Origin of the sequence: Streptomyces sp. NPDC052225 (assembly GCF_040679615.1) — a bacterium.
In the GTDB taxonomy this organism is placed as follows: Bacteria; Actinomycetota; Actinomycetes; order Streptomycetales; family Streptomycetaceae; genus Streptomyces.
This window is the reverse complement of sequence record NZ_JBFAVD010000004.1, coordinates 18,372-42,791: the sequence shown is the minus strand read 5'-3', so window position 1 is coordinate 42,791 and position 24,420 is coordinate 18,372. Positions and strand designations below refer to the sequence as shown.

The 24,420-nt window shown below is 71.7% G+C and carries 24 protein-coding genes; 6 read left to right on the top strand and 18 right to left on the bottom strand.

The window, feature by feature from the left end; genetic code table 11:
- Positions 1-27 precede the first annotated feature (27 nt).
- From AB0L37_RS07955 to AB0L37_RS07935, 5 genes are all read right to left on the bottom strand, one after another.
- On the bottom strand, positions 28-186 hold the full coding sequence (locus AB0L37_RS07955; protein ID WP_365501537.1) for a hypothetical protein: 159 nt from the start codon (positions 184-186) through the stop codon (positions 28-30).
- 143 nt (positions 187-329) lie between these two features.
- The gene (gene tsaE, locus AB0L37_RS07950) at positions 330-863 is read right to left on the bottom strand and encodes a tRNA (adenosine(37)-N6)-threonylcarbamoyltransferase complex ATPase subunit type 1 TsaE (protein ID WP_365501535.1); all 534 of its coding nucleotides are present in this window, start codon (positions 861-863) and stop codon (positions 330-332) included.
- Positions 826-2,058, bottom strand: a complete 1,233-nt coding sequence (locus tag AB0L37_RS07945; RefSeq protein ID WP_365501533.1) for an alpha/beta hydrolase — start codon at positions 2,056-2,058, stop codon at positions 826-828. The genes tsaE and AB0L37_RS07945 overlap by 38 nt, the downstream gene beginning before the upstream one ends.
- 116 nt (positions 2,059-2,174) lie before the next feature.
- Positions 2,175-3,338, bottom strand: coding sequence for an alanine racemase (gene alr / locus AB0L37_RS07940; protein WP_365501531.1), 1,164 nt, complete (start codon positions 3,336-3,338; stop codon positions 2,175-2,177).
- A 44-nt stretch (positions 3,339-3,382) separates the two neighbouring features.
- The gene (locus tag AB0L37_RS07935; RefSeq protein ID WP_365501529.1) at positions 3,383-4,282 is read right to left on the bottom strand and encodes a L,D-transpeptidase family protein; all 900 of its coding nucleotides are present in this window, start codon (positions 4,280-4,282) and stop codon (positions 3,383-3,385) included.
- Between the two features lie 151 nt (positions 4,283-4,433).
- Here AB0L37_RS07935 and AB0L37_RS07930 point away from each other — a divergent pair, with 151 nt between their 5' ends.
- From AB0L37_RS07930 to AB0L37_RS07920, 3 genes are read left to right on the top strand one after another with little or no spacing between them, the layout of a single operon-like run.
- Positions 4,434-5,012, top strand: a complete 579-nt coding sequence (locus tag AB0L37_RS07930; RefSeq protein ID WP_365502093.1) for a TetR-like C-terminal domain-containing protein — start codon at positions 4,434-4,436, stop codon at positions 5,010-5,012.
- Positions 5,009-5,845 (top strand): alpha/beta hydrolase, encoded by an 837-nt coding sequence (locus AB0L37_RS07925; RefSeq protein ID WP_365501527.1) that lies wholly within the window; start codon positions 5,009-5,011, stop codon positions 5,843-5,845. The genes AB0L37_RS07930 and AB0L37_RS07925 overlap by 4 nt, the downstream gene beginning before the upstream one ends.
- 1 nt (position 5,846) lies before the next feature.
- Positions 5,847-7,277, top strand: a complete 1,431-nt coding sequence (locus AB0L37_RS07920) for an NAD(P)H-hydrate dehydratase (protein WP_365501525.1) — start codon at positions 5,847-5,849, stop codon at positions 7,275-7,277.
- Positions 7,278-7,508: 231 nt separating this feature from the next.
- Here the strand turns inward: AB0L37_RS07920 and AB0L37_RS07915 are convergent, their stop codons facing one another.
- From AB0L37_RS07915 to AB0L37_RS07905, 3 genes are read right to left on the bottom strand one after another with little or no spacing between them, the layout of a single operon-like run.
- On the bottom strand, positions 7,509-7,880 hold the full coding sequence (locus AB0L37_RS07915; RefSeq protein WP_365501523.1) for a holo-ACP synthase: 372 nt from the start codon (positions 7,878-7,880) through the stop codon (positions 7,509-7,511).
- Between the two features lie 19 nt (positions 7,881-7,899).
- Positions 7,900-9,741 carry a glutamine--fructose-6-phosphate transaminase (isomerizing) gene (gene glmS / locus AB0L37_RS07910; protein WP_365501521.1) on the bottom strand — a complete coding sequence of 614 codons (1,842 nt, stop codon included), beginning with the start codon at positions 9,739-9,741 and terminating at the stop codon, positions 7,900-7,902.
- A 22-nt stretch (positions 9,742-9,763) separates the two neighbouring features.
- On the bottom strand, positions 9,764-10,009 hold the full coding sequence (locus AB0L37_RS07905) for a hypothetical protein (protein WP_365501519.1): 246 nt from the start codon (positions 10,007-10,009) through the stop codon (positions 9,764-9,766).
- Positions 10,010-10,178: 169 nt separating this feature from the next.
- Between AB0L37_RS07905 and coaA the strand changes: the two genes are divergently transcribed.
- Both coaA and AB0L37_RS07895 read left to right on the top strand, forming a co-directional pair.
- A complete protein-coding gene (gene coaA, locus AB0L37_RS07900) occupies positions 10,179-11,168 on the top strand; it encodes a type I pantothenate kinase (protein ID WP_365501517.1) in 990 nt (329 codons plus the stop codon).
- A 21-nt stretch (positions 11,169-11,189) separates the two neighbouring features.
- Complete coding sequence (locus AB0L37_RS07895; RefSeq protein ID WP_365501515.1) at positions 11,190-12,119, top strand: DUF389 domain-containing protein; 930 nt, start codon at positions 11,190-11,192, stop codon at positions 12,117-12,119.
- Here AB0L37_RS07895 and glmM read toward each other — a convergent pair.
- The 4 genes from glmM to AB0L37_RS07875 all read right to left on the bottom strand — a co-directional run bounded on the left by glmM (position 12,116) and on the right by AB0L37_RS07875 (position 15,992).
- Positions 12,116-13,474: a phosphoglucosamine mutase gene (gene glmM / locus AB0L37_RS07890; protein ID WP_365501513.1), complete on the bottom strand. Its 1,359-nt coding sequence runs from the start codon at positions 13,472-13,474 to the stop codon at positions 12,116-12,118. The genes AB0L37_RS07895 and glmM overlap by 4 nt on opposite strands.
- A gap of 100 nt (positions 13,475-13,574) precedes the next feature.
- Positions 13,575-14,090: a 30S ribosomal protein S9 gene (gene rpsI, locus AB0L37_RS07885; RefSeq protein WP_365501511.1), complete on the bottom strand. Its 516-nt coding sequence runs from the start codon at positions 14,088-14,090 to the stop codon at positions 13,575-13,577.
- A gap of 44 nt (positions 14,091-14,134) precedes the next feature.
- Entirely contained in the window at positions 14,135-14,578 is a 444-nt protein-coding gene (rplM, locus tag AB0L37_RS07880; RefSeq protein WP_365501509.1) for a 50S ribosomal protein L13, read from the bottom strand.
- A 184-nt stretch (positions 14,579-14,762) separates the two neighbouring features.
- Positions 14,763-15,992 carry a glycosyltransferase 87 family protein gene (locus AB0L37_RS07875; protein WP_365501507.1) on the bottom strand — a complete coding sequence of 410 codons (1,230 nt, stop codon included), beginning with the start codon at positions 15,990-15,992 and terminating at the stop codon, positions 14,763-14,765.
- 77 nt (positions 15,993-16,069) lie between these two features.
- Here AB0L37_RS07875 and AB0L37_RS07870 point away from each other — a divergent pair, with 77 nt between their 5' ends.
- The gene (locus AB0L37_RS07870) at positions 16,070-16,915 is read left to right on the top strand and encodes a hypothetical protein (protein ID WP_365501505.1); all 846 of its coding nucleotides are present in this window, start codon (positions 16,070-16,072) and stop codon (positions 16,913-16,915) included.
- On the opposite strand, the gene AB0L37_RS07865 is transcribed toward AB0L37_RS07870, so the two are convergent.
- The 6 genes from AB0L37_RS07865 to AB0L37_RS07840 all read right to left on the bottom strand — a co-directional run bounded on the left by AB0L37_RS07865 (position 16,851) and on the right by AB0L37_RS07840 (position 24,306).
- Positions 16,851-17,435 carry a GtrA family protein gene (locus AB0L37_RS07865; RefSeq protein ID WP_365501503.1) on the bottom strand — a complete coding sequence of 195 codons (585 nt, stop codon included), beginning with the start codon at positions 17,433-17,435 and terminating at the stop codon, positions 16,851-16,853. The genes AB0L37_RS07870 and AB0L37_RS07865 overlap by 65 nt on opposite strands.
- Positions 17,435-18,211 carry a polyprenol monophosphomannose synthase gene (locus tag AB0L37_RS07860; RefSeq protein WP_365501501.1) on the bottom strand — a complete coding sequence of 259 codons (777 nt, stop codon included), beginning with the start codon at positions 18,209-18,211 and terminating at the stop codon, positions 17,435-17,437. The genes AB0L37_RS07865 and AB0L37_RS07860 overlap by 1 nt, the downstream gene beginning before the upstream one ends.
- A 71-nt stretch (positions 18,212-18,282) precedes the next feature.
- Positions 18,283-19,908 (bottom strand): glycosyltransferase family 39 protein, encoded by a 1,626-nt coding sequence (locus AB0L37_RS07855; RefSeq protein WP_365501499.1) that lies wholly within the window; start codon positions 19,906-19,908, stop codon positions 18,283-18,285.
- The gene (locus tag AB0L37_RS07850; RefSeq protein ID WP_365501497.1) at positions 19,905-21,707 is read right to left on the bottom strand and encodes a glycosyltransferase family 39 protein; all 1,803 of its coding nucleotides are present in this window, start codon (positions 21,705-21,707) and stop codon (positions 19,905-19,907) included. Before AB0L37_RS07850 ends, AB0L37_RS07855 begins: the two co-directional genes overlap by 4 nt.
- Positions 21,704-22,720: a glycosyl hydrolase gene (locus AB0L37_RS07845; RefSeq protein WP_365501495.1), complete on the bottom strand. Its 1,017-nt coding sequence runs from the start codon at positions 22,718-22,720 to the stop codon at positions 21,704-21,706. Before AB0L37_RS07845 ends, AB0L37_RS07850 begins: the two co-directional genes overlap by 4 nt.
- Positions 22,717-24,306 (bottom strand): glycosyltransferase family 2 protein, encoded by a 1,590-nt coding sequence (locus tag AB0L37_RS07840; RefSeq protein ID WP_365501493.1) that lies wholly within the window; start codon positions 24,304-24,306, stop codon positions 22,717-22,719. The genes AB0L37_RS07845 and AB0L37_RS07840 overlap by 4 nt, the downstream gene beginning before the upstream one ends.
- Positions 24,307-24,420 lie beyond the last annotated feature (114 nt).

Sequence of the window (24,420 nt, the reverse complement as noted above, 5' to 3'; positions counted from 1 at the left end):
GCGGGGTCCGGGGCAGAGCCCCGCGACCTAGACGGCGTCGGGCCGCACCTTGTCGTCCCGCCGCCGAACCCGCGGCGCGACCGGCGGCGTCGAAACCGCCCGAGCCGCCGCCCCGGCCGCCAACAGCTCCCGCATCGACACCGGACGCGGCACACCCGGCCGTACGGCACGTTCCGACGCAGACATGGACGCCTCCCGAGGCCGCCGAAGCAGACGTGGTTAGGTAGACCTAACCAAGGTGGACCTCCATGTGAACACGCCGACAGCGCGTCGCGCAACATTTTGCCGACGCGCTGTCGGGATAAGTGTCGGGATACGGCCGACGGGCCTCAGCCCGCCAGCGCCCCCAGATCCGACCCGGCCCACCGCTCGCCGATCCCGTTCAGGGTCACGACCCGGATCTCGTCCGTGGTGTCCCCCGTGGCCCGGTCGATGATCACGTGCAGCCGGTCGTCGGAGAGCTCCTCGACCTTGCCGTCACCCCACTCCACGACGACGACCGAGTCCGGCAGGGACACGTCGAGGTCGAGGTCCTCCATCTCGTCGAGCCCGCCACCCAGGCGGTACGCGTCGACGTGGACCAGGGCGGGCCCGCCCGACAGGTGCGGATGCACCCGGGCGATCACGAACGTCGGTGAGGTCACCGCGCCCCGCACGCCCAGGCCCGCACCGAGGCCGCGGGTCAGCGTCGTCTTGCCCGCGCCCAGCTCCCCGGTGAGCATCACGAGGTCTCCGGGGCGCAGCTGTTTGGCCAGGCCGCGTCCCAACTCCTGCATCTCGTCCGGGGAGGTGACGGTGACGGTGACCGTGAGGACGGTGGCGGGTTCAGCCGCCGGGCTGTGCGGTGCTGCCGGTGTCTCCATAGGAACCCACGGTAGCGGCTGCGGACAGTGCTCCCGCGCGGGCCAGGAGGTCGGCGAGACGGTCCGTGACGACCTCCGGGTGCTCCATCATCACGAGGTGTCCGGCGTCCGGTACGAGCACGAACTCGGCCTCCGGCAGCAGCGCCGCGATGGCCTCGCTGTGCTCGCTCGGCGTCACCAGATCCTGCTCCCCGGCGAGGACGAGCACGGGAAGGTCCGCGAAGTGGTTCAGGGCGGCCGTCTTGTCGTGCTCCTGGAACGCCGGGTAGAACTCGGCGACCACGTCGATCGGCGTCCCCTCGATCATCCGCTCCGCGAACCGGGCGACCGCCGGGTCGACGTCCCGCGAGGCGAACGAGTACCGCTTGATGATCCCCGCGAACAGGTCGGCGGTGGCCCTGCGCCCCTTCTCGACCAGCTCCGCCCGCTGCCCGAGCGCCTTCAGGACGCCGGGCAGGACCCGCCGGATCGCGTTGACCCCGGCGACCGGAAGCCCGTAATTGACCTCGCCGAGCTTCCCCGACGACGTACCGACGAGGGCGACGCCCACGACGCGCTCGCGGATCAGCTCGGGGCACTGGTCGGCCAGCGCCATCAGGGTCATGCCGCCCATGGAGTGGCCGACGAGGACGATCGGGCCCTCGGGAGCGGCCGCGTCGATGACGGCCTTGAGGTCGCAGCCGAGCCGGTCGATGGTGACCGGAAGCCCCTGCTCCACCTGCTCCGTGCCGCGCCCCGAACGGCCGTGGCTGCGCTGGTCCCAGTACACGCAGCGCACGACGCCGCGCAGCGCCGCGCGCTGGAAGTGCCAGGAGTCCTGGTTGAGGCAGTAGCCGTGGCTGAAGACCACGGTGACCTCCGCCGGGTCCTTGCGGCCGAACAGACGCCGTCTGCGCGGGCCGCCGCCGCTCTCCGGCTCGACCTCGTCCACCTCGTAGTACAGCTCGGTGCCGTCGTCGCCCCGGGCCGTGCCGGGCGTGCCGCGCAGCGCCCCGTACGGGCCCGAGGCGTCCAGGGCGAGGCGGGCCTTGCGGCGCATGCCGCGCCCCACGGTGAGCCGCTCGATCGCGACTCCGGCGGCCGCGCCCGCGGCGACGACGCCGATCGCGGCGCCCGCGAGGCCGGCCCGGCGCCAGCTGCCCGAAGCCGCGGCTTCGGCGACGGCCGCCGTGGCCTGTGCGGTGTCCTCGCTCACGTGCCGCTCCCTCGTCGTGCGCTGCCCTGCCGGGTGTCCCGTACGGTCCGTGTTTCACACAGCCGTGCTTCACATAGCCATAGCCGGGGCGGCCACCGCGTAACCCGTGTCGAGGGTCACGCGCCGTCCGCTGCCCCGCTGTCCACATAGACGCGGGGAACGCGCGAACCGATCCGCGTGACGATCTCGTACGCGATGGTCCCCGACGCGGCCGCCCAGTCCTCGGCGGTCGGCTCGCCCGCGTCGCCCGGCCCGAAGAGCACCGCCTCGTCCCCGGCGGCCGGCTCGTCGCCGCCGAGGTCGACGACGAACTGGTCCATCGCGACCCGCCCGGCGACCGTGCGCCGCTTGCCCGCGATCAGGACAGGCCCGGTGCCGGAGGCGTGCCGCGGGATGCCGTCCGCGTAGCCGAGCGGGACGAGCCCGAGGGTCGTCGCGCCCGGTGTGACGTAGTGATGCCCGTAACTGACGCCGAGTCCACCCGGCGCGTGCTTCACGAGCGCGAGATTCGCCTTCAGGGTCATGACGGGGCGCAGCCCGAAGTCGGCGGGCGTGCCGAGCTCGGGGCTCGGCGAGATCCCGTACATCGCGATGCCGGGGCGGACGAGGTCGAAGTGGGTCTCGGGGAGCGTGAGCGTCCCCGGCGAGTTCGCGATGTGCCGCACCTCGGGGGTGACGCCCTGCGCCTGCGCGTACGACACCATCTCGCGGAACGAGGCGAGCTGCGCGGCGATCGACGGGTGCCCCGGCTCGTCGGCGCACGCGAAGTGCGACCAGAGCCCGGTGACGGTGACGAGGCCGTCCTCCTGCGCCTTCAGGGCCTGGCCCACGAGCTCGGGCCAGTCGGCCGGCAGGCAGCCGTTGCGCCCGAGCCCGGTGTCGGCCTTGAGCTGGATGCGGGCGGTGCGCCCCGACTCCCGCGCCGCTTCGGTGACTTCGCGCAGCGCCCACATGCCGCTGACCGCCATGTCGAGACCGGCCTCGATGCCCTCGCGCCAGGGCCCGCCGGGCACCCACAGCCAGCACAGGATGCGGCCGGTGATCCCGGCCGCGCGCAGCTCCAGGGCCTCCTCTGGGGTGGCGGTGCCGATCCACTCGGCGCCCGCCTCCTGGGCGGCGCGGGCCACCGGGAGCATGCCGTGCCCGTACGCGTCCGCCTTCACCACGGCCATGAACGCGGCCCCCGGCGCATGGGCGCGCAGGGACCGCACGTTGGCCTTCAGTGCGGCCAGATCGATCTCGGCGCGGGCGCGGAGCGGGGCAGTCACGTTCTCGTTCATGGTGGGCCCAGTCTCTCAGAGGGGCCGGACAACCCCTCAGGCGCTCAGGTACCGGGCTTGCGGCCCCACACGTACACGCGGTCGCCCTTCTTCAGCACGCCCCAGAGCTTCTTGGCGTCGGAGAGGCGCAGGTTGACGCAGCCGCGCGAGCCGGGCGGGCTGTAGATGTTGCCGTAGATGGCGTGGAAGGCCTGGCCGCCGCTGAAGAACTGGCTGTACGGCATGGGGGTGTTGTACAGCGTCGACCAGTGGTTCTTGTGCTTCCAGTAGATCTTGTGCCAGCCCGCGCGGGTCGCGTTCCCGGCGCGTCCGCTGCGGATCGGGACCGGCCCGTAGACGATCTTCTTGCCCTTGCTGACCCACATCAGCTGGCGCGGCAGGTCGACGCAGGCGAGGCGGTACGCGCGCGTGGGGCACTTCTTCGCCGCGTTCGGGTTCTTGCGGGCGCTGATGGCGCGCATCCGGCCCCAGGTGACCGGCCCGGCGAAGCCGATGTCGGGGCGGATGCCCTGCTTGGTCTGGAAGGCGCGGATCGCCTTGCAGTCGGCGGCGGACTGCCGGCCGTCGACCTTCAGCTTCAGCCAGCGCTCGACCTGGCGCTGGTAGGGGCCGGTCTTCTTGGTGCAGGTCGCGACGGCGGGCGCGCGCTGCACCTCGCTCGGCGGCACGAACTCGACGGTGTCGTCGGCCGCGGCGTACGGCGCCGGCTCGTACGGCTCGATCGCGTCCTCGGCGGCGCTCGGCTCGTACACGCGCGGCGGCAGCACCTGGTCCGGGGTGTCCAGCTGCCAGGGGTGGTACGCGAACGGGACGCCCGGGACGAGCGCGGTGCTCGCCGGGGCGGGCAGCGGCGGGCCCGGGTCGGCGAAGGCGGGGCCGGCCGGCAGCGCGGCGGCGAGGGCGAGCAGCGCGGCCAGGGCGCCGCGCACGGGGGTGCTGGTCATGGGCCGAGGGAAACCCGCTGCGGCCCGCCCGCGGGGGACGCCGCGCGGCCGGGTCCCCCGAAAAGCCGTTGATCGGCCCGGCTGAACCTAGGTACCGTAGACAAAAACCTAGGGGCATTAGGCAATGAAGGAAACGGGTGGTGCGCGCATGATGGCCAGAGCGGGTCTGACGACGGAGCGGGTGGTGGCGGCCGCCGCCGACCTCGCGGACACCGTCGGCTTCGAGCACATCACCATCGCCGCGCTCGCCCGCGGCTTCGGCGTCAAGGACGCGAGCCTGTACGCGCACGTCAAGGGCCTGACCGAGCTGAGCACCCGGGTCGCGATCCTGTCCGGCCTCGACCTCGCCGACCGGATCGCGGACGCGCTCGCGGGCCGGGCCGGGCGGGACGCGCTGCTCGCCTTCGGGCACGCGTACCGCGCCTTCGCCCTGGAACACCCGGGCCGGTACGCGGCGACGCAGCTGGAACTCGACCCGTCGGCCCTCGACGAACACCCGGGCCTGCGCCGCAACCTCACCTGCACCTACGCCCTGCTCCAGGGGTACGGCCTGGCGGAGCCGCACCTCACGGACGCGGGGCGCGTCCTGCGCAGCACCTTCCACGGCTTCGTCACCCTCGAACTCGCGGGCGGCTTCCGGCACCGCAGGGACGTGGAGGAGACGTGGGCGAGCGCCCTGGAGGCGCTGCACGTGATGCTCACCAACTGGCCGACGGGAGAAGCGCGTTGATCACCTCGCACACCCTGCGCGTCCCGGGCGCGACCCTGTACCACGAGACACGCGGCGCGGGCCCGGCGCTCCTCCTGCTGCCCGGCGCGGGCGGCGACGCGGCGGTCCTCGACCCGGTCGCGGACGCCCTGGCCGCCGACTTCACCGTGGTCACGCACGACCCGCGCGGCTACTCGCGCAGCGCCCTGGACGGCCCGCCGGCCGAGCAGTGGGTCCCGGTCCACGCCGACGACGCGCTCCGCCTCCTCGACGCGGTCTCCCCCGGCGAACCGGCGTACGTGGCGGGCGTCTCCAGCGGCGCGATCGTCGCCCTCGACCTCCTGTCGCGGCATCCCGGGCGCCTCGCGCGCGTGCTCGCGTACGAGCCGCCGTCGTGGAGCGTGCTGCCGGACGCGGCCGAGCAGGCGGCGTTCTTCCAGGAGGTGTACGAGACGTTCCAGGCGCGGGGCTTGGAAGCGGCGGGCGCCCGCTTCCTCGCGGGCGTCGGCCCGGTGATGCTCCCCGCACCGCCGCACCAGGGCGAACTCCCTTCCCGTATACGGGAGATGAGACAACGCCTCCTGGCCAACGCACCCCTGGCGATCCAGTACGAGCACCGCAGCTTCGCGGCGTACGAACCGGACCTGGCCGCGCTGGCCGCGGCCCGCGACCGGCTGACCCTCGCGGCGGGCACGGCGACGCGCGGACATCTGCCGTACCGTCCGGCGGCCCTGCTCGCGGAGCGCCTCGGCATTCCGCTCGCCCACTTCCCCGGCGCGCACAACGCCTGGTCCACCCACCCCGCCGAGGCTGCCGACCTGCTGCGCACCCACCTCTTGGGGGACACTCGATGACATGCGAGTCGCCTACGACGTCGAGACGGTCAGGGCAGCCGAACGCGCACTGATGGCGCGGCTGCCCGAAGGAACGCTGATGCAGCGGGCGGCGGCCGGACTCGCCGCCGCCTGCGCCGAACTGCTCGGAAAGGTGTACGGCTCCCGGATCGCGCTGCTCGTCGGCTCCGGGGACAACGGCGGCGACGCCCTGTACGCGGGCGCCCGCCTGGCCCGCCGCGGCGCGGGCGTGACCGCCGTCCTGCTGTCGCCGGAGCGGGCCCACGCCGGAGGCCTCAAGGCGCTCCGCGCGGCGGGCGGCGCGGTGCTCGACGCGGAGTCGGACGCGGCGCCGGGCCTGGTGGGCCGCGCCGACCTCGTCGTCGACGGCATCGTGGGCATCGGCGGCAAGGGCGGGCTTCGCCCCCGCGCGGCCCAACTGGCCGAAGCTGCCCGGGGGTTGACCGTCTCGGTGGACCTGCCGAGCGGGGTGGACGCGGACACCGGCGAGGTGCGGGGCGAGGCGGTGCGGGCGGACGCGACGGTCACGTTCGGCACGTACAAGCCCGGCCTCCTGATCGATCCGGCGCACGAGTACGCGGGGGCGCTCCGCCTGATCGACATCGGCCTCGAACTCCCTTACGGGGACGCCCGGTTGGAGGCGCTCCAGCACGCGGACGTCGCCGAGCTGCTGCCCCGGCCGACCGGCGAGAGCGACAAGTACAAGCGGGGCGTCGTCGGTGTCGTCGCGGGCTCGGCGCGCTATCCCGGGGCGGCGGTCCTGGCGGTGGCCGGGGCGCTGCACGGCGGGGCGGGCGCGGTCCGCTACGTGGGACCTGCGGCGGACGCGGTCCTGGCCCGCTTCCCGGAGACCCTGGTCTCGGCGGGGCCACCCGCGAAAGCGGGCCGCGTCCAGTCCTGGGTGATCGGCCCCGGCCTGGGCGACGACACATCGGGCATCCTCGACGTCCTGGCGTCGAACGTGCCGGTGCTCATCGACGCGGACGGGCTGCGGCTCGCGGACCCGGACGTGATCCGCACCCGGACGGCTCCGACCGTGCTCACGCCGCACGCGGGCGAGGCGGCGGCGCTCCTCGGCACGGCCCGCACGGAGATCGAGTCCCAACGCCTTTCGTCCGTACGGCAGTTGTCGTCCCGCTACCGGGCCACGGTGCTCCTCAAGGGCTCGACGACCCTGGTCGCCTCGCCCGACGCCCCGACCCGGGTCAACCCGACGGGCACGCCGTGGCTCGCCACCGCGGGCAGCGGCGACGTCCTGTCGGGCCTGACGGGTTCTCTCCTGGCGGCGGGCCTCCGGCCGGGGGACGCGGCATCTGTGGGCGCGTACATCCATGGGCTGGCGGCCCGCCGGGCGGCTGCCGGAGCGCCCGTGTCTGCGCAGGATGTCGCCTCGGCCATTCCGGAGGTGTGGCGGGACGTCCGGCACGCGTGAGCGTCTGCCGCGTTCCGCCGCGGGGCGTCTGCAGGTCGGTGGGGGCTGGTCGCGCAGTTCCCCGCGCCCCTGAGATGCGCACTTCGTGCGCCATCTCAGGGGTACGTTCACGAAGACGCGCCTAGCCTTTATCGGGGAAATGCGGCGCGCAGCGCCTGCATTTCAGGGGCGCGGGGAACTGCGCGACCAGCCCCCACCCAGCGGCACCCGGCGACGAACACGCAGCGCCCCTCACCCCTCCGCCACCACCACAGCGGACGCGACCCCCGCATCGTGGCTCAGCGAGACATGAAACCCCCGCACCCCCAGCTCGGCGGCGCGCGCAGCCACCGTGCCCGACACCCGCAACCGGGGCTGCCCACTCTCCTCGACAAAGACCTCCGCGTCGGTCCAGCGCAACCCCGCCGGCGCGCCCAGCGCCTTCGCGACGGCCTCCTTCGCGGCGAACCGGGCGGCGAGCGACGCGACCCCGCGTCGCTCGCCGCTCGGCAGCAGCAACTCCCCCGGCACGAACAGCCGCTCGGCCATCCCGGGCGTCCGCTCGAGGGACGCCGCGAACCGCTCGATCTCGGCCACGTCGATACCGACCCCGATGATGCTCATGCCGAGCACCCTACGGAACTCACTCCACGGTCACCGACTTCGCCAGGTTCCGCGGCTGGTCCACCTCGTTGCCCCGCGCCGTGGCCAGCTCGCACGCGAAGACCTGGAGCGGGACCGTCGCCACCAGCGGCTGGAGCAGCGTCGGCGTCGCCGGTACCCGTACCAGGTGGTCCGCGTACGGGACGACCGCCTCGTCGCCCTCCTCCGCGATCACGATGGTCCGCGCCCCGCGCGCCCGGATCTCCTGGATGTTGGAGACGATCTTGTCGTGCAGCACCGAGCGGCCGCGCGGCGACGGGACGACCACGACGACCGGCATGCCCTCCTCGATCAGCGCGATCGGCCCGTGCTTCAGCTCACCGGCGGCGAACCCCTCGGCGTGCATGTACGCGAGTTCCTTGAGCTTCAGCGCGCCTTCCAGGGCGACCGGGTAGCCCACATGGCGGCCGAGGAAGAGGACGGTGTCCGCCCCGGCCAGCGACCGGGCCAGCTCGCGGACCGGCTCCATCGTCTCCAGGACCCGCTCGACCTCTTCGCCGATGCGCGCGAGGTCCCGTACGACCGCGAGGATCTCGTCGGCCCACTTGGTGCCGCGCACCTGCCCGAGGTACAGCGCCACCAGGTAGCAGGCGACGAGCTGCGTCAGGAAGGCCTTGGTCGAGGCGACCGCGACCTCGGGACCGGCGTGCGTGTAGAGGACCGCGTCCGACTCGCGCGGGATCGTCGAACCGTTCGTGTTGCAGATGGCGAGCACCGTCGCCCCCTGCTCGCGCGCGTGCCGCAGTGCCATCAGCGTGTCCATGGTCTCGCCGGACTGCGAGATCGCGATCACCAGCGAACGGGCGTCCAGGATCGGATCCCGGTAGCGGAACTCGCTCGCCAGCTCCACCTCGCACGGGACACGGGTCCAGTGCTCGATGGCGTACTTGGCGATCAGGCCCGCGTGGAACGCCGTACCGCACGCGACGATGACGACCTTGTCGACCATGCGGAGCACCTGCGTCGGGATACGCAGCTCGTCCAGCGTCAGCTGGCCCTCCGCGCCGATCCGGCCGAGCAGCGTGTCCGCGACCGCCTTCGGCTGCTCGGCGATCTCCTTGAGCATGAAGTAGTCGTAGCCGCCCTTCTCGGCGGCGGAGGCGTCCCAGTCGACGTGATACCTGCGAACATCGGCGGCGCGCCCCTCGAAGTCCGTCACCGTCACCCCGTCGCGGCGCAGCTCGACCACCTGGTCCTGGCCCAGCTCGATCGCGGAGCGGGTGTGCGCGATGAAGGCCGCCACGTCCGACGCGAGGAACGCCTCGCCCTCGCCGACCCCGACCACCAGCGGCGAGTTCCGGCGCGCGCCCACCACCACGTCCGGCACGTCCGCGTGCACCGCGACCAGCGTGAACGCGCCCTCCAGGCGACGGCACACGGCCCGCATCGCCTCCGCGAGATCCCCCGTGAACTCCTCGGCCAGCAGATGCGCCACGACCTCGGTGTCCGTCTCGGAGGCGAGGGCGTGCCCGCGCCCGGCCAGTTCGGCGCGCAGGGCGGCGAAGTTCTCGATGATGCCGTTGTGGACGACGGCGACCCGGGACGCGTTGTCCAGGTGCGGGTGCGCGTTGGCGTCCGTGGGGCCGCCGTGCGTGGCCCAGCGGGTGTGCCCGATCCCGGCGGGACCGGCCGGCAGCGGCCGGTCGACCAGTTCCTTCTCCAGGTTGGCGAGCTTGCCGGCCTTCTTGCGGGAGTCCAGCGCACCGTCCGCGACCACGGCCACCCCGGCCGAGTCGTAGCCGCGGTACTCCAGGCGTTTCAGCCCCGCGAGGACGACGTCGAGAGCCGACTGATGACCTACGTATCCCACGATTCCGCACATAGGCGGCAGCGTACGACCGCGGTCAGTGCCCCCACAGGAGCCTGTCCCGCGCGTCCTGGACGAGCCCCAGGTACTCGGCTTCCTCGCAGCGCGGCTTGCTGCCCATCTCGTACAGGTCGAGGCAGTCGTCGAGGTCCTCGCCTATGTCCTCGTCGGGCAGGTCGAGGGCCAGCTCGCTGCGGACGCGGCCCGCCCACTCGTCGCCGTCCGACGCGGCGCGGGATCTCCCCCGTACACGGGCGAAACGGGGAACGCGCAACACGGTCATGACGGTTTCCCTCCCGTCCCGCACGGGCGCCGGTGCCCCGCGGTTCCCCGGAAGGTATCGCCGCCTCCACGCCAGGTCCATACCTGTGACCGCGCTGTGTTCGGCCCGCCACGGCCCGGCGTGACGCACCCCACGCCCCGCTCCGTCCACACAGCCGTAACAATGGACTGTGATCTCTCCGGTCTCCCGGAGCACCCACCGGCAGAAGCCGGAGGTGACTCCCTACGTCGACCTCACCCGAACCGAGTGGAGCGCGCTGCGTGACAAGACGCCGCTGCCGCTGACCGCCGAGGAGGTGGAGCGGCTGCGCGGTCTCGGTGACGTCATCGACCTCGACGAGGTGCGCGACATCTATCTGCCGCTGTCCCGGCTCCTCAATCTGTACGTGGGCGCCACCGACGGCCTGCGGGGCGCGCTCAACACGTTCCTCGGCGACACGAACGAGAAGGCCGCCCAGACCGGCACCCCGTTCGTCATAGGGGTTGCCGGTTCCGTCGCCGTCGGCAAGTCCACCGTCGCCCGTCTCCTCCAGGCCCTGCTGTCGCGCTGGCCGGAGCACCCGCGCGTCGCCCGCGTCACGACCGACGGCTTCCTGCTGCCCACCAAGGAGCTGGAGGCCCGCGGCCTGATGTCGCGCAAGGGCTTCCCGGAGTCGTACGACCGCCGCGCCCTGACCCGGTTCGTCGCCGACGTGAAGGCCGGCAAGGACGAGGTGACGGCCCCCGTCTACTCGCACCTGATCTACGACATCGACCCCACGCAGACGCTCACCGTGCGCCGCCCCGACATCCTCATCGTCGAGGGCCTGAACGTGCTCCAGCCCGCCCTGCCCGGCAAGGACGGCCGCACCCGCGTCGGCCTCGCCGACTACTTCGACTTCAGCGTGTACGTGGACGCGCGCGAGGAGGACATCGAGCGCTGGTACCTCAACCGCTTCCTGAAGCTGCGCTCGACGGCCTTCCAGGACCCGTCCTCGTACTTCCGCAAGTACACGCAGGTCTCGGAGGAGGAGGCGCTCGACTACGCGCGCACGACCTGGCGCACCATCAACCGGCCCAACCTCCTGGAGAACGTGGCCCCCACGCGCGGCCGCGCCACCCTCGTCGTGCGCAAGGGCCCCGACCACAAGGTGCAGCGGCTGCGGCTCCGAAAGCTCTGAGCGCCCGTTACGGTTACGCGCATGCTGCATCTGCGTCTGATCACCCCGCCGGACAAGACGGACGACGTGGTGCGTCTGATCGAGAAGACCGTCGGCACCACGCATCTGGCGGTGGTGCCGGGCGCGGCCCGCAACCCCGCGGGCGACGTCGTCATGTGCGATGTCGCCCGCGAGGCGGGTGACGAACTCATCGGCGGGCTGCGCGAGTTGGAGCTCGACAAGTGCGGGTCGATCGCGGTCGAGAACATCGACCTGTCCCTGTCGCTGCGCGCCGACAAGGCGGAGGACGAGGCACCGGGCGAGGGCGCGGACGCGGTCCTGTGGGAGCAGCTGGCGGACGCCACGCACGAGGAGTCGACGCTCTCGGTGACCTACGTGGCGTTCCTCGCCGTCGCCACGATGCTCGCCGCGTGCGGTGTCATGCTCGACAACGCGATCCTGATCGTGGGCGCGATGGCGGTGGGGCCGGAGTTCGGCCCGCTGGCCGGGATCTCCACGGCGCTGGTGCAGCGCGCGCCGGTCCTGGTCTGGCGCTCGCTGTGGGCGCTGCTCGCGGGCTTCGCCCTGGCGATGGTGGCGACCGCGGGGTTCAGCTGGCTGATGGACACCTTCGGCCTGTTCTCCAGGTCGATGGTCGAGGGCGACCGCCCGAACACGGCGTTCATCTGGCAGCCGGACTGGATGTCGTTCGTGGTGGCGTTCCTCGCGGGCATCGCGGGCACGCTGTCCCTCACGTCGGCGAAGTCGGGCGCCCTGATCGGCGTGGCCATCTCGGTGACGACGGTCCCGGCCGCCGCGAACGCCGCGGTCGCCTTCAGCTACAAGGACTACGCCCAGACGTGGGGTTCGACGGGCCAGCTCCTGGCCAACCTGGGCGGCATCGTCCTGTCCGGCACGCTGACGCTCCTGGCCCAGAAGCTCTTCTGGGCCAGGAAGCGCAACAAGATCTAGCCCAGCGCCGACTTCACGACGTCGGCGAGGCGTCCTGCGACCGAGCGGGCCTGCTCGATGTCCGCGGCCTCGACCATCACACGCACCAGCGGCTCGGTGCCCGACGAGCGCAGCAACACCCGGCCGGTGGAACCCAGTTCGCGCTCGGCGTCCTTCACGGCGGCGGTCAGCTCGGCCGACGTGGCGACCCGCGACTTGTCGACGTCGGGGACGTTGATGAGCACCTGCGGCAGGCGCTCCATGACGCCCGCGAGGTCCCGCAGCGTCCGGCCGGTCTGCGCGACCCGGGCCGCGAGCAGCAGGCCGGTCAGCGTGCCGTCACCGGTCGTGGCGTGGTCGAGCACGATGACGTGGCCGGACTGCTCGCCGCCAAGCGCGTAGCCGTGCTCCTTCATGTTCTCCAGGACGTACCGGTCGCCGACCGCGGTCTGCACGAGGTTGATGCCCTCGCGCTCCATGGCCAGCTTCAGGCCGAGGTTCGACATGACGGTCGCGACAACGGTGTCGGCGCGCAGGGCGCCGCGCTCGCGCATCGACAGGGCGATGACGGCCATGATCTGGTCGCCGTCCACCTCGGAGCCGGTGTGGTCCACGGCGAGGCAGCGGTCGGCGTCCCCGTCGTGCGCGATACCGAAGTCGGCCTGGTGCTCGACGACGGCGGCCTTGAGGAGGTCGAGGTGCGTGGAGCCGCACCCGTCGTTGATGTTGAGCCCGTCGGGATCGGCGCCGATCGTGACCACCTCGGCGCCGGCACGGGTGAACGCCTCGGGCGAGACGCGGGACGCGGCGCCGTGCGCCTCGTCGAGGACGATCCTCAGCCCGTCGAGCCGGTTCGGCAGAACGCCCACGAGGTGCGCGATGTACTGGTCGAGCCCCTGGTCGTACGACTTCACCCGGCCGACGCCGGCACCTGTCGGGCGGTCCCAGGGAGCGCCGGTGCGGTGCTCCTCGTAGACCGACTCGATGCGGTCCTCCAGGGTGTCGTCCAGCTTGTGGCCGCCGCGGGCGAGGAACTTGATGCCGTTGTCCGGCATGGCGTTGTGGCTCGCGGAGAGCATCACGCCGAGGTCGGCTCCCAGCGCACCGGTGAGATACGCCACCGCGGGGGTGGGCAGCACACCGACGCGCAGGACGTCGACGCCCGCGCTGGCCAGGCCCGCGACGACCGCGGCCTCCAGGAACTCGCCCGAGGCCCGCGGATCACGGCCGACGACCGCCACCGGACGGTGCCCCTCGAAGGAGCCCGCTTCGCCGAGTACGTGCGCCGCGGCGACCGAGAGGCCGAGCGCGAGCTCGGCCGTCAGGTCCGCGTTGGCGACACCGCGCACGCCGTCCGTGCCGAAGAGTCGTCCCACTTGGTGTCCTCCACAACTTCATGTCGTCCATAAGCCGAACGCCCCGGCGGCACGGAAGGTGCCGCCGGGGCGAACGGGAAAAACAAGCAGGCAGCGAGATTTAGCGCTTGCTGTACTGCGGGGCCTTGCGGGCCTTCTTGAGACCGGCCTTCTTGCGCTCGACCGCACGGTCGTCACGCTTGAGGTAACCGGCCTTCTTGAGCGCCGGGCGGTTGTTCTCGACGTCGGCCTCGTTCAGGGCGCGGGCGACACCGAGACGCAGGGCGCCGGCCTGGCCGGAGACGCCGCCACCCGAGATGCGGGCGATGACGTCGTAGCGGCCGTCGAGCTCGAGCACCTTGAAGGGCTCGTTGACTTCCTGCTGGTGGACCTTGTTCGGGAAGTAGTCCTCGAGCGTGCGCCCGTTGACCTTCCACTTGCCGGTGCCGGGCACGATGCGAACGCGCGCGATGGCGTTCTTGCGGCGGCCCAGGCCGGCGGCCGGCTGCGGGTCGCCGAAGCGGGCGGGGTTGGACTCCGAGGTGTACTCGCCCTCGACAGGCGCGTCCGACTCGGTGGTGTAGCTCTCGACGTCGACGATCTCTTCGACCGGCGTCTCGGCGGTGGTCTCGGCCACGATGCTCCTCAGATTCTTTTCTGTCTTTGGGGGTGTGGCCGGAACTACTGCGCGACCTGGGTGATCTCGAACGGCACCGGCTGCTGGGCAGCGTGCGGGTGCTGGTCGCCCGAGTAGACCTTCAGCTTCGAGAGCATCTGACGGCCGAGCGTGTTCTTCGGAAGCATGCCCTTGATGGCCTTCTCGACGGCCTTCTCGGGGTTCTTCGCCAGAAGCTCGTCGTAACGGACGGAGCGCAGACCACCCGGGTAGCCGGAGTGGCGGTACGCCATCTTCTGGGTCTTCTTGTTGCCGGACAGGTGAACCTTGTCGGCGTTGATGATGACGACGAAGTCGCCCATGTCCATGTGCGGGGCATAGGTCGGCTTGTGCTTGCCACGGAGGAGGGTCGCGGCAGTGGTGGCCAGACGGCCCAGGACGATGTCCTGCGCGTCGATGACGTGCCACTGGCGAGTCACATCGCCGGGCTTGGGGCTGTACGTACGCACTTAGCAGCCTTCTTCTTCAGTGGATGGGTGCTGAAATTGGCATCACTGAAGCGATCGTGCAGCTGGGGACGACAGTGCCGGGTTCAGCGCCCGTATGCCGCCCACTGGTAACTGCTCCAGGGAACCCGTGTACGGGCGACTCACATGAGAATGAGCGAACCAATACACATAACGACTAGGCAGACTACCCGCGCCGCCCCGTACGGGTCAAAACGCGGTCGTCCCGGGAGCCGGGGACCGTGGTCGGTCCTGCCGTGCCGGAAGCTTCCAGGTTAGCCGGGGCGCGGCGCGCACCACGAAGCCCGACGGTGACGACCAGGCCGCACAGGGTCGCGCAGTCCAGGAACGCCCGGCGCACCCCGGTGTCGAGCCAGGGCCAGGTGATCCCCGGCACCTGCGGCAGCAGCGCCGCCCACAGCCACGGGTCGCGGGCCGCGGCACCGCGCTCCAGGGCCCCCGCGAGCAGCAGCGGCACGGCGACCAGGAGGTAGTGGTCGTACGACGGCCGGGAGACGAGAAATGCGGAGAGCATCAGGAGCACCGCGGTCTCGCAGACCCGCTGCGGCCCCGCGTCGCCGCGGCCCCACCGCCGCCAGGCGCACCACACCCCGGCCGCCGCCCCCGCCGCCGCGAGGGCGGTCGCCGCGCCCGCGGGAACGCCGAGCCGCGCGAGGACGGCGCCGGGCGATGCCTCGTAGAGCCGTACGAAGCCGTCGTCGCCGCGCAGCAGGAAGGGCAGGGTGCGGGTGAAGAAGCCCGCCGGGTCGGGCATCGCGAGGGCGGCCGCGGCCGACGCCGCGGCGGGTACGAGGACGAGGGCGGCGAGCCCGCGCCACTGCCGCGCGAACACGAAGAGGAGCGCGACCGGGGCGAGCAGCGGCTTCAGGGCGAGGGCGGCGCCGACCACCGCGCCGGCCGCGAGCCAGCGGCCCCGTACCGCGCACAGCAGGGCGCAGGGCAGGGCGAGGGCGGCGGTCACGGTCCAGTTGCCGAGGTGCACCAGGTGCGCGAAGGGCGCGAAGCCGGCCGCGAGCGCGAGCAGCCCGAGCACGGCGAACCGGCTGCGCCACACGACGCCGTGCACCCGCAGCGCGCACGCCCACGCGCCGACGAGCCCCGCCGTCACGAGCACGGGCACCGCGAGGCGCAGCACGCCGGCCGGCAGCAGCGCCTGCGGCACGGCGGCCAGCACGGCGCTCGGGAAGTAGAGGAAGTGCGGATCGGCGTACGGGGATCCGCCGTGCAGCCAGCCGTCGGCGGCCCGCACGACGATGCCGTTGTCCATGCCGCCGCCGGGTGCCTTGAGCGCGGCGTGGACGGGAAGCGCGGCGAGCACGATCCCCAGGGCACCCCACGCGGCGCCCGGAGCGGGCCTCAACAGCCAACCGATCACAGGTGATTTGACCGCATTCATACGGCTCACGGTAGGGGCGGAAGGCGACGCGGGCAGCGACGCCATGCCTGTCACCGCGCACCTCTAAGATGCGCACCATGAGTTTCGGGCAAGGGGGACCCCAGTGGGGCCCGAGTGGCAACGGAAACGCGCCGGACTGGGCGGCCCTGGCCGAGGCGTCCGAGGCGCGGGCGCGCAAGAAGCGCTGGCTCCTCATCGGCGGCGCGGCGGTGGCGACGCTCGCCGTCGGCTCGGCCGTGGCCTGGGGCATCGTCTCGGCGAACAAGGACAGCGAGGCCGGCAACAAGCCCGCCGAGCAGCTGCCGAGCACCGCGGACATCCCCAGTGAGGACCGGACCCCCGGCCCGTCCTTCGCGGAGACGTCGGCGCCGCCGCCGCTCGACCCGAACGACTTCATCAACAGCGCCGACAAGGACAAGGCCCCGCTCGGCGCGGACACGCTCTTCCCCGGCACGACGCTCACCATGGGCGACCGCGTCTACAAGAAGGGCGCGACCAGCAGCACCAAGGACTGCTCGTCCGTGGCGCAGAAGGGCCTGGCCGCCGTCCTGAAGAGGAACGACTGCACGCAGGTCATCCGCGCGACCTACTACAAGGCCGGCTCCGCGGTGACCGTCGGCGTCGCCGTCTTCGACACGAAGGCGCAGGCCGCCAGGGCCAAGGAGCAGTACGAGGACGGCACCATCGTCTCGCTCCCCGGCTCCGGCGTGCCCACGTTCTGCCGTACGACGGTGTGCCGTACGACGGCGCGCGCGTTCGGCCGCTACGCGTACTTCACCAACGGCGGCCGCACGAACGGCACGGACGCCACCAAGAAGGACACCGCCCTGTTCACGCTGGGCGACGACCTCCAGGAGTTCACGTTCCAGCAGATCTACCGACGCGGCCAGGTCCAGGCCTCGGCGGCGGCGACGGCAGGCTGACGGCGCGCAGCGTCATCGTCTCCTCGACCGACTCGACGAGCCCGGCCGCGTCGTAGCCGTGGCGGACGACGACCGACACCTGGGGCGCGCTCTTGAACACCCAGGTGCGGTACGACCAGAAGCGGAACAGGGTCGCGACGCCGATGCCGCCGAACTTGAAGAAGTTGCTCCACAGGGCGTCGTGCAGGCCGAGCCCGTACGTCGCCCCGAACAGCACCCCGTTCTCGATGAGCAGGCCGACGGCGCTGAAGAACGCGAACAGCGCCGCCTCCCGCCGCAGGCTGCGCCCCGACTCCTGGCCGCGGTACGTGAAGTACCGGAAGCCGATGTAGTTGCCGACGATCGCGATCGCGGTGGCGGCGACACTGGCGCGCACCGTCTGCAGGTCCGTGGCCCAGCGCAGCAGATTGAACGCCGCGAGGTTCACGACGATGCCGAGCAGGCCGACCACGCCGAACTTGGCGATCTCGGCGTACAGCCTGCCCAGTGCGGACGGGGCGCCCCCGTGCCGGCCCCCCATCAGCGGTAGCGGCGACGCAGGCGCAGCGGGATCATCGCCGACTCGATCTGCGTACCGAGGCTCATCTTCGACTCGCCCTCGGTGCGCTCCTCGAACCGGATCGGCACCTCGACGACCTGGCAGCCCCCGCGTACGGCCTTGTACTTGAGCTCCACCTGGAAGCTGTACCCGGCGCTGTCCAGCGACGTCACGTCGACCGCGGCCAGCACGTCGGAGCGCCACATGGTGAACCCTGCGGTGAGGTCGGAGATCTGCTTGGTGCCGAGAATGGTGCGCGCGTACCCGTTGGCGAACCGCGACAGGGCCTTGCGGTGCCAGCCCCACTCCTCGTCGAGCGAGCCGCCGTCGACGTACCGGCTGCCGATGACGAGCCCCGCGCCCGACTCCCGGGCCGCGGCCAGCATCCGCGGCAGCGCCTCCGCCGGGTGCGAGCCGTCGGCGTCCATCTGCACGACGTACGCGGCCCCTTCGGCGACGGCCGCGCTCATCCCGGCCGCGTACGCCCGCCCGAGCCCGTCCTTCTCCACCCGGTGCAGCACGCTCATCCGGCGCCGCCCGTCGGCGTTGTACTTCTCGGCGAGCTCGTCGGCGATCCGCCCGGTGCCGTCCGGACTCGAATCGTCGACGATCTTCAACTCCAGCCCCTCGACGGGCTGCCCGAGCACCAGCTCGGCGATCCGCGGCAGGTTGGCCGCTTCGTTGTAGGTGGGCATCACCACGGTGACCGTGGCGCCGCCGGATCTCCCCGGATCCGCGCTGCCGTTTCCGTACGTCATCTGTCTCCCTCCCCACCGGGGGCCTCCCCAGCCCCCGGAAACTCCAGCCCTGCCCGGCCCCGTCGGCCGGGTCAGGTGTGCAGCTTGCGGTCCCCGGCGTCGTCGCCGTCCGAACCGCTCCCCTTCGCCGACCGGGTCCGCTCAAGGAGCAGCACCTGAAGGTTCTCCAGCTTCTTGGTGCGCACGACGCGGAAGCTCCGGTCGATGGCGGTCCTGGTCGGCTTCGGCATACCGGCGTACGGGTCGCCGTTGTAGGTGGTCGCCACCAGCCAGAGCCGCTCGGTGCGGGCCAGGCAGGAGGCGGGCCTGGGGCACTCGGCGGCGCCGAACGACCCCAGTTGCTGCGGTGTGCGGTACATCAGGACGTCCTTGGGGCGCCCCGGATCGTCCCGCAGCTCGTAGTCGATGGCGCGGCGTTCGGCCATCACCCCGTTGAAGGCGATGCCGTCGCCCTTGCGCTGGTCCTTGGCGACGATCTGCGCGGCGGCCCTGAAGTCCGGCTCGCCGAGCGGCAGTTGACGGGCGTCACGGATGCCCGGCAGCGCCTGCCAGGCGAGCCCCGCGACGGCCGCGAACGCCAGGACCATGCCGAACCCCTTGCGCACGGCCGCCCCCGCGCCCGCCTTCGCCCCGGCCACCGGGCCCGCGATCCGGCACACCGCGACCGCGCCGAGCAGCACCCACGCGGGCATGGTGAAGAGCAGGTAGCGGGGCAGGAACAGGTGGAGCTTGGCCGCGGTGACGTAGGTGAGCAGCGGCGGCAGCACGATCCACACCGCGAGCGGCAGCGCCCTGCGGCCCGCGAAGCACAGTCCGGCGCCGGCAAGGACCATGATCGGCACGGCGACCTGCCAGGACCCGAAGAGGTTCTTCGGGAAGTCCACGAGGTCCTGGAAGACCGGGTTGTTCCAGGCGATCTGACCGCTCTGGCCCGAACCCTGGATCGCCATCGGCAGGACGAAGCACATGCCGAGCGTGGCCGCGGCCGCGTACGCCCACCCCACGATCCGGTCGCCCGCCCGGCGCGCGATGAGGATCATCACGAGGTGCGGGGCGAGCACGGCGAGCGAGGCGAGGTGGCTCCAGCCGACCAGCGGCACGGACAGCGTGTACCCGACCCACACCTTGAACGTGGGCCGGTCGAGGGCCCGCGCGAGCAGCAGCGTCGACAGCAGGACCGCGGCGACCGCGAAGGCGTACGGACGGATCTCCTGGCCGTAGCGCGTCGTGCTCGGCAGCACGGCGAGAACCAGCCCCGCGACGAGCCCGACCCGCGTCGTGAACAGGCGCCGTCCGAGCAGCCCGAGGAGCCCCGCCGACAGCGCCATCGCGGCGGCACCGGGGATGCGCAGGGCGGTCGGCGAGTCACCGGCGACCATGACCCACAGGTGCATGCACACGTAGTACGGCGTGAAGACGACGTCGATCGTGCGGATCAGGACACTGAGATCGTGGATCGACAGGCTCGCGGCCCACCAGGTGGCGTGCTCGTCGCGCCACAGCTGCCGGTCGCCGATCCCGCGCACGATCGGCACGAGTGCCACGAGCGTGGGCAGTACGAGGACCAGGGCCGCGGCGAGCCGTCCGTCGGAGCCGCGGCCGCCCTGCTGCTGCTCGCGGCGGCGCGCGGCACGCCCCTCGGCGGGCGCCGCCGGCTCCTCGAAGCGCTCCTCCGGCCGGACGCTGTGGACACTCATTGCTTCACCCAGATCCGGTAGGCCTTCTCGCCGCCGGGCGTACTGAAGGGGACGACGGCCGCGAGCCGGTAGTGGCTGTTGCCCTTGAGGCCCCTGCGCACCGCGTCATAGGTGTCGGTCGTGACCCCGCCGTGCAGCACCATCACGTCGAACTTCCCGTCGCGCACGGCGTGTTCGAAGGCGTCGGGCCCGGAGTACTGCTTGCCGTCCTTGGCCCGGTACTCCATGACGTACGTGTTCTGCCACTGGCTCCAGTCGGTCTTGTCCCGCAGGTAGTAGCCGGGGACCTCCTGCTCCTCCGCGAGGTAGAAGCCCTTGTGGTCGACGAGCGGGCGCAGCGTGTTGATCATCTGCGTCGAGTCGGGCCAGCTGTAGGCCTGCTGGGCCTGCACCATGCCGAACACCAGCGTCAGGACGTAGAGCATGATGCCGAGCTGCGGGTGCCGGAAGTGCGGGCCGACCAGGCGGGACAGGCCGAGACCCGCGAGCGGCGCCGCGAACAGCAGGCCGAAGCCGATGTGCTTGTAGAGGGAGATCTCGGTCTGGAGGTGGATCTGGTACGCGGGGGCGAGCAGCGCGGTGCCGGTGAGCACGATGCCGAGCCCGGTGCGCCGCCAGCGGCCCGAGGTCGACCCCGCGATCCACGGCATCTCGCCCATCCGCCCGCGCAGCGCGTACGCCACGGTGCCGGCCAGCGCCGCGAGGAACAGCAGCCCGCCCCACTGCGCGCTGTGTTCCAGCATGGTCCGCGCCGTGTCGGTGCCGTGGGCCCGGTCGGTGGTGGTGGCGCTGATGCCGCCGAGCGGCCCGGACAGCACGTACCCGGCGCCGAGCAGCGCCCCCGTGCCGAGCCCGAGAACGGCGCCCCGGGCCAGGGCGCCGATGCCGCGGTGCCGGTGCGCGGTGAGCACGGCGAGCAGCACGAGCGTGGGCAGATAGAGCCCGGAGGCGTACTTCACGGCGAAGGCGAGCGCGGCGGGCGGCGCGGCGAGCAGCACGGCCGCCGCGTTCATCCGGTCGGTCCGCACGACCAGCCACGCGGACAGCGCGAGCAGGAAGACCGCCATCGCGTCGTACGTCGCCAGGTTGCCGAGCACCGAGGTGGCCTGCACGACGGAGAACAGCGCGGCGGCGCCGAGGCCGGCCCGCAGGTTGAAGAGGCGTCGCGTGAACGAGTACAGCAGGCCGGTCGCGCCCAGCATGAACAGCAGGCTCATCAGGCGCACCCCGGTCAGCCCGAACCGGTCGTCGACCAGGGCCGCGAGGACCGGATACAGCTTGGGGTGCCCGGAGAAGTAGCTCGCGAAGTCGACGGGCAGCTTCGTGCCGTGCAGCAGGTTGTCCAGCTCGTAGTGGCCCGAGGCGATGTACAGGGCCTCGTCCTGGAAGGCGGTACGGCGCAGCCGCAGCGAGAGCCCCGCCTGGATGAGCAGGATGCACAGCAGCACCCCGCGGCCCAGCAGCTTGCTGCGCCGGGTGTCCACGGACCAGGCCGACTCGGGCACCGCGGGCAGCGTGTACCCGGGCTCCGGTTCGGGCGCGGGCTCCGGCTCCACCGGGTACGGGCTGTACGCGTCGTAGGCGTCGAAGGTCTCGGCGTACGGGTCGTAGGTCGGGTGGTACGGGGCCTGCGACGCCTGCTGCGGGATGCCGACGTTCACATACCCGGGCTCGGCCGCGTACTGCGGTGCTCCCGGGTACGCGTACGTGTTCTGCGCCTCGTACCCGTACACCTCGTGGTAGTCCCCCGCCTCCTGGGCGGGCCACCCCCACGAGGTCTGTCCCTGGCGGTCGCTCATGGCTTGGTCACGTCGAATCCGAAGCGGGCGTCGGCGGCCTGCTCCTTGAAGGTCTTCTGCGACAGGGGGCCGCTGGTGATGCGCCAGTCGGCCTCCTTGTCGAAGTTGAACCACACGAATCCGATGAAGTCGTCGCGGCCCGCGACCCCCTTGAACAGGTCACGCATGTCGGCGGGTTTGCGCTCCCCGGCCTGCGCCGCGGTCTCGGCGATGATGAACGGCTTCTTGGTGAAGGCCCGGATCTGGCTCACGGTCGGGCCGTAGAGCGTGCTGAACGTGGCGGGGCCGCCGCTCGCGTAGTAGCCGATGACGCCGACCCAGTCGACGTAGTTGTCACCGGGCCAGTACGGGGCGAGCTTCACCTTCGGCATGGGGTTGACGACGTTCGGGCTCCACACCCAGATGACCTGAGTGGCCCCCACCTCGTCGAACACGTCGTGCACGTGCTTCCACGCGGCCACGAACTCCTTCGCCGTGGCCTTCTTGGTGCCCCACTCGTACCAGAACCCGTTCATCTCGTGCGCGAAGCTGATCGCGACGGGCAGGTTCAACTCCTTGACGGAGGCCGCGTAGTCCCGCAGGTACGCGTCCTCCTTGCCGGCGGCGATCTCCTTCAGGGACACCTTGAACGGCTCCCAGGCGATGAAGGACAGCGCCCCGTAGTCCCACGAGTTCTGGACCAGGCGGGTCTCGTAGCGGTCGCCCCAGGCCGAGTAGAACTCGACGAGGTTCGGCTTCTTGCCCGCGGCCTTCGCGAACGACTCGATGGCCGTCATCTTCGCGGGCGCGCCGTCCGCGGCGACCCCGAGGTACTTCTTCGCCGGCTTGAGCAACGGCCGTACGTCATACGGCGGTTCGGGCTTCTCGGAGGGCGAGGCCGCGTCGGCCGAAGCGGCCGGGTCCTTGCCCTGGCTGCGCGCGTACTCGTCGCGCCCGGTGTCGGAGAAAGTGCTGCACGCGGAGACGACGGCGAGCACCGCCGCGACCAGCAGCATCCGTATGACGGTCTTCATGCGGGGGCGACCTCCTGGCGCCGCGGCTGCACGAGCACCCGGCCGACGACCATCGCGTAGAACAGTCCGGCGGACAGCATCAGCGCGAAGTCCGGCGGGTACAGCGTCAGGACCCGCCAGGCGGCGACGGCGACCCAGGCGACGGCGGTGCCGCCGGTCCAGCCGATCATGCCGACCCAGTAGCGGCGCATCCCGTTCTTCTTGGCGCCCTGCGACCCGGTCGGCTTCCAGCCCATGGGCCGCCCGCGCAGCACGTCCCACACGGCGAAGACGTGCGACCAGCCGTACATCAGCCGCACCGACCAGGCCTCCAGGCGGTACGGCGCCCGGTGCCACAGCGGCAGGACGAGCGTCACGTACGCGACGCTCGGCAGCACCCACATCGACGCCTCGGCCCGCAGCAGGTCCGGGCGCAGGATCAGCAGGGCGAGCGGGATGACCGGCATGAGGAAGGTGGCGAGGGCGGTCTGGAGGTAGTACAGGAACCCGGAGACGTAGCACAGCCGGGTCTTGAACTTCATGTCCATCTCCCAGAACCGCTTGCTGGTCAGCAGTTCCAGGGACCCCATGCACCAGCGGTACTGCTGGTTGTGGAAGGCACCGGCGGTGTCCGGGCAGACGCCCGCCGACAGCGCGACGGGCACGTACCGCAGCTTCCAGCCGAGGGCCCGCAGGTCGAAGCCCGTGTACATGTCCTCGGAGTGCTCGATCAGCGTGATCCCGCCGATCTCGGCGAGCGCCGCACGCCGGTACACCGCGCACGAGCCGACGCAGATGGACCCGTCCTTGTCCTCACGGGACGTCTGCACGGACCGGTAGAACTGCTCCTGCACGGCGCCGGCGCCGCGCTCGATCCAGTTCTGCCGGTCGACCGCGCGGAAGAACTGCGGCGACTGCACGATGCCGACCTTCGGGTCGTCGTCCATGTGCGGCAGCAGCTCGTCGAGCAGGTCGTGCCGGGGCGCGAAGTCCGCGTCGAGAATCAGGATGTGATCCCCGTAGGTCATCTGGAAGGCATGGTGCAGATTGCCGGCCTTCTTGAACCACCCGCGGTTGGGCCGCACCACGTAGTGGAACCCGAAGTCCCCGGCCATGGCGCCCACTTCACCGTCGTCGGCGTCGTCGAGCACATAGACGTTCACGACCCCGCGGTAGGTGTCCGCGAGCCGGCTCACATGCACCCAGGTGTTGTGCAGCACCTCCAGCGGCTCCCCGCACACCGGCAGGAACACGTCCACGCTCGGGAAGTGCGCGGGGTGCCAGCGCCGCACGAGCGCCCGGTGCCCCTTGATGTCGAAGTCCTTGCTCAGCCCGTCCAGATAGAGCGAGATGAGGTAGTCCGCGACCACGAAGGCGAGCATCGGCATGGTCAGCCAGAACCACGGGCTGGAGGCCGTGAACAGGAACTGGCTCATCGCCAGGCACGCGAAACTGATCAGCGAGCCGACGGTCAGCATCCACAGGTGCCGATGGGCGTACGAGTACTTCTCCGCGTCGTCCGGGGGCTGCGGCAGCAGCCCCTGATTGCGCGAAACAGGCCCGCGTCTCCGGTTGTTGGAGCCGCGGGCGGTCCCCACTGCGCTCATGCATACCCCCCGGGCCGAGACCGGCCCGTCCTGCCCCCACGTCCGTCCGGCCACCCCATGTGAATCCCTGGCCAGACCCGCGAGCATAGCCGAGATACAGGGGTTAAATCCGAA

What these genes read in the sequence shown, in the direction of transcription:
- AB0L37_RS07955 (WP_365501537.1), bottom strand. Translation starts at nt 186, where the DNA reads ATGTCTGCGTCGGAACGTGCCGTACGGCCGGGTGTGCCGCGTCCGGTG.
- tsaE (WP_365501535.1), bottom strand. Translation starts at nt 863, where the DNA reads ATGGAGACACCGGCAGCACCGCACAGCCCGGCGGCTGAACCCGCCACC.
- alr (WP_365501531.1), bottom strand. Translation starts at nt 3,338, where the DNA reads ATGAACGAGAACGTGACTGCCCCGCTCCGCGCCCGCGCCGAGATCGAT.
- AB0L37_RS07935 (WP_365501529.1), bottom strand. Translation starts at nt 4,282, where the DNA reads ATGACCAGCACCCCCGTGCGCGGCGCCCTGGCCGCGCTGCTCGCCCTC.
- AB0L37_RS07930 (WP_365502093.1), top strand. Translation starts at nt 4,434, where the DNA reads ATGGCCAGAGCGGGTCTGACGACGGAGCGGGTGGTGGCGGCCGCCGCC.
- AB0L37_RS07920 (WP_365501525.1), top strand. Translation starts at nt 5,847, where the DNA reads ATGCGAGTCGCCTACGACGTCGAGACGGTCAGGGCAGCCGAACGCGCA.
- AB0L37_RS07915 (WP_365501523.1), bottom strand. Translation starts at nt 7,880, where the DNA reads ATGAGCATCATCGGGGTCGGTATCGACGTGGCCGAGATCGAGCGGTTC.
- glmS (WP_365501521.1), bottom strand. Translation starts at nt 9,741, where the DNA reads ATGTGCGGAATCGTGGGATACGTAGGTCATCAGTCGGCTCTCGACGTC.
- AB0L37_RS07905 (WP_365501519.1), bottom strand. Translation starts at nt 10,009, where the DNA reads ATGACCGTGTTGCGCGTTCCCCGTTTCGCCCGTGTACGGGGGAGATCC.
- AB0L37_RS07895 (WP_365501515.1), top strand. Translation starts at nt 11,190, where the DNA reads ATGCTGCATCTGCGTCTGATCACCCCGCCGGACAAGACGGACGACGTG.
- AB0L37_RS07875 (WP_365501507.1), bottom strand. Translation starts at nt 15,992, where the DNA reads ATGAATGCGGTCAAATCACCTGTGATCGGTTGGCTGTTGAGGCCCGCT.
- AB0L37_RS07870 (WP_365501505.1), top strand. Translation starts at nt 16,070, where the DNA reads ATGAGTTTCGGGCAAGGGGGACCCCAGTGGGGCCCGAGTGGCAACGGA.
- AB0L37_RS07865 (WP_365501503.1), bottom strand. Translation starts at nt 17,435, where the DNA reads ATGGGGGGCCGGCACGGGGGCGCCCCGTCCGCACTGGGCAGGCTGTAC.
- AB0L37_RS07860 (WP_365501501.1), bottom strand. Translation starts at nt 18,211, where the DNA reads ATGACGTACGGAAACGGCAGCGCGGATCCGGGGAGATCCGGCGGCGCC.
- AB0L37_RS07855 (WP_365501499.1), bottom strand. Translation starts at nt 19,908, where the DNA reads ATGAGTGTCCACAGCGTCCGGCCGGAGGAGCGCTTCGAGGAGCCGGCG.
- AB0L37_RS07850 (WP_365501497.1), bottom strand. Translation starts at nt 21,707, where the DNA reads ATGAGCGACCGCCAGGGACAGACCTCGTGGGGGTGGCCCGCCCAGGAG.
- AB0L37_RS07845 (WP_365501495.1), bottom strand. Translation starts at nt 22,720, where the DNA reads ATGAAGACCGTCATACGGATGCTGCTGGTCGCGGCGGTGCTCGCCGTC.
- AB0L37_RS07840 (WP_365501493.1), bottom strand. Translation starts at nt 24,306, where the DNA reads ATGAGCGCAGTGGGGACCGCCCGCGGCTCCAACAACCGGAGACGCGGG.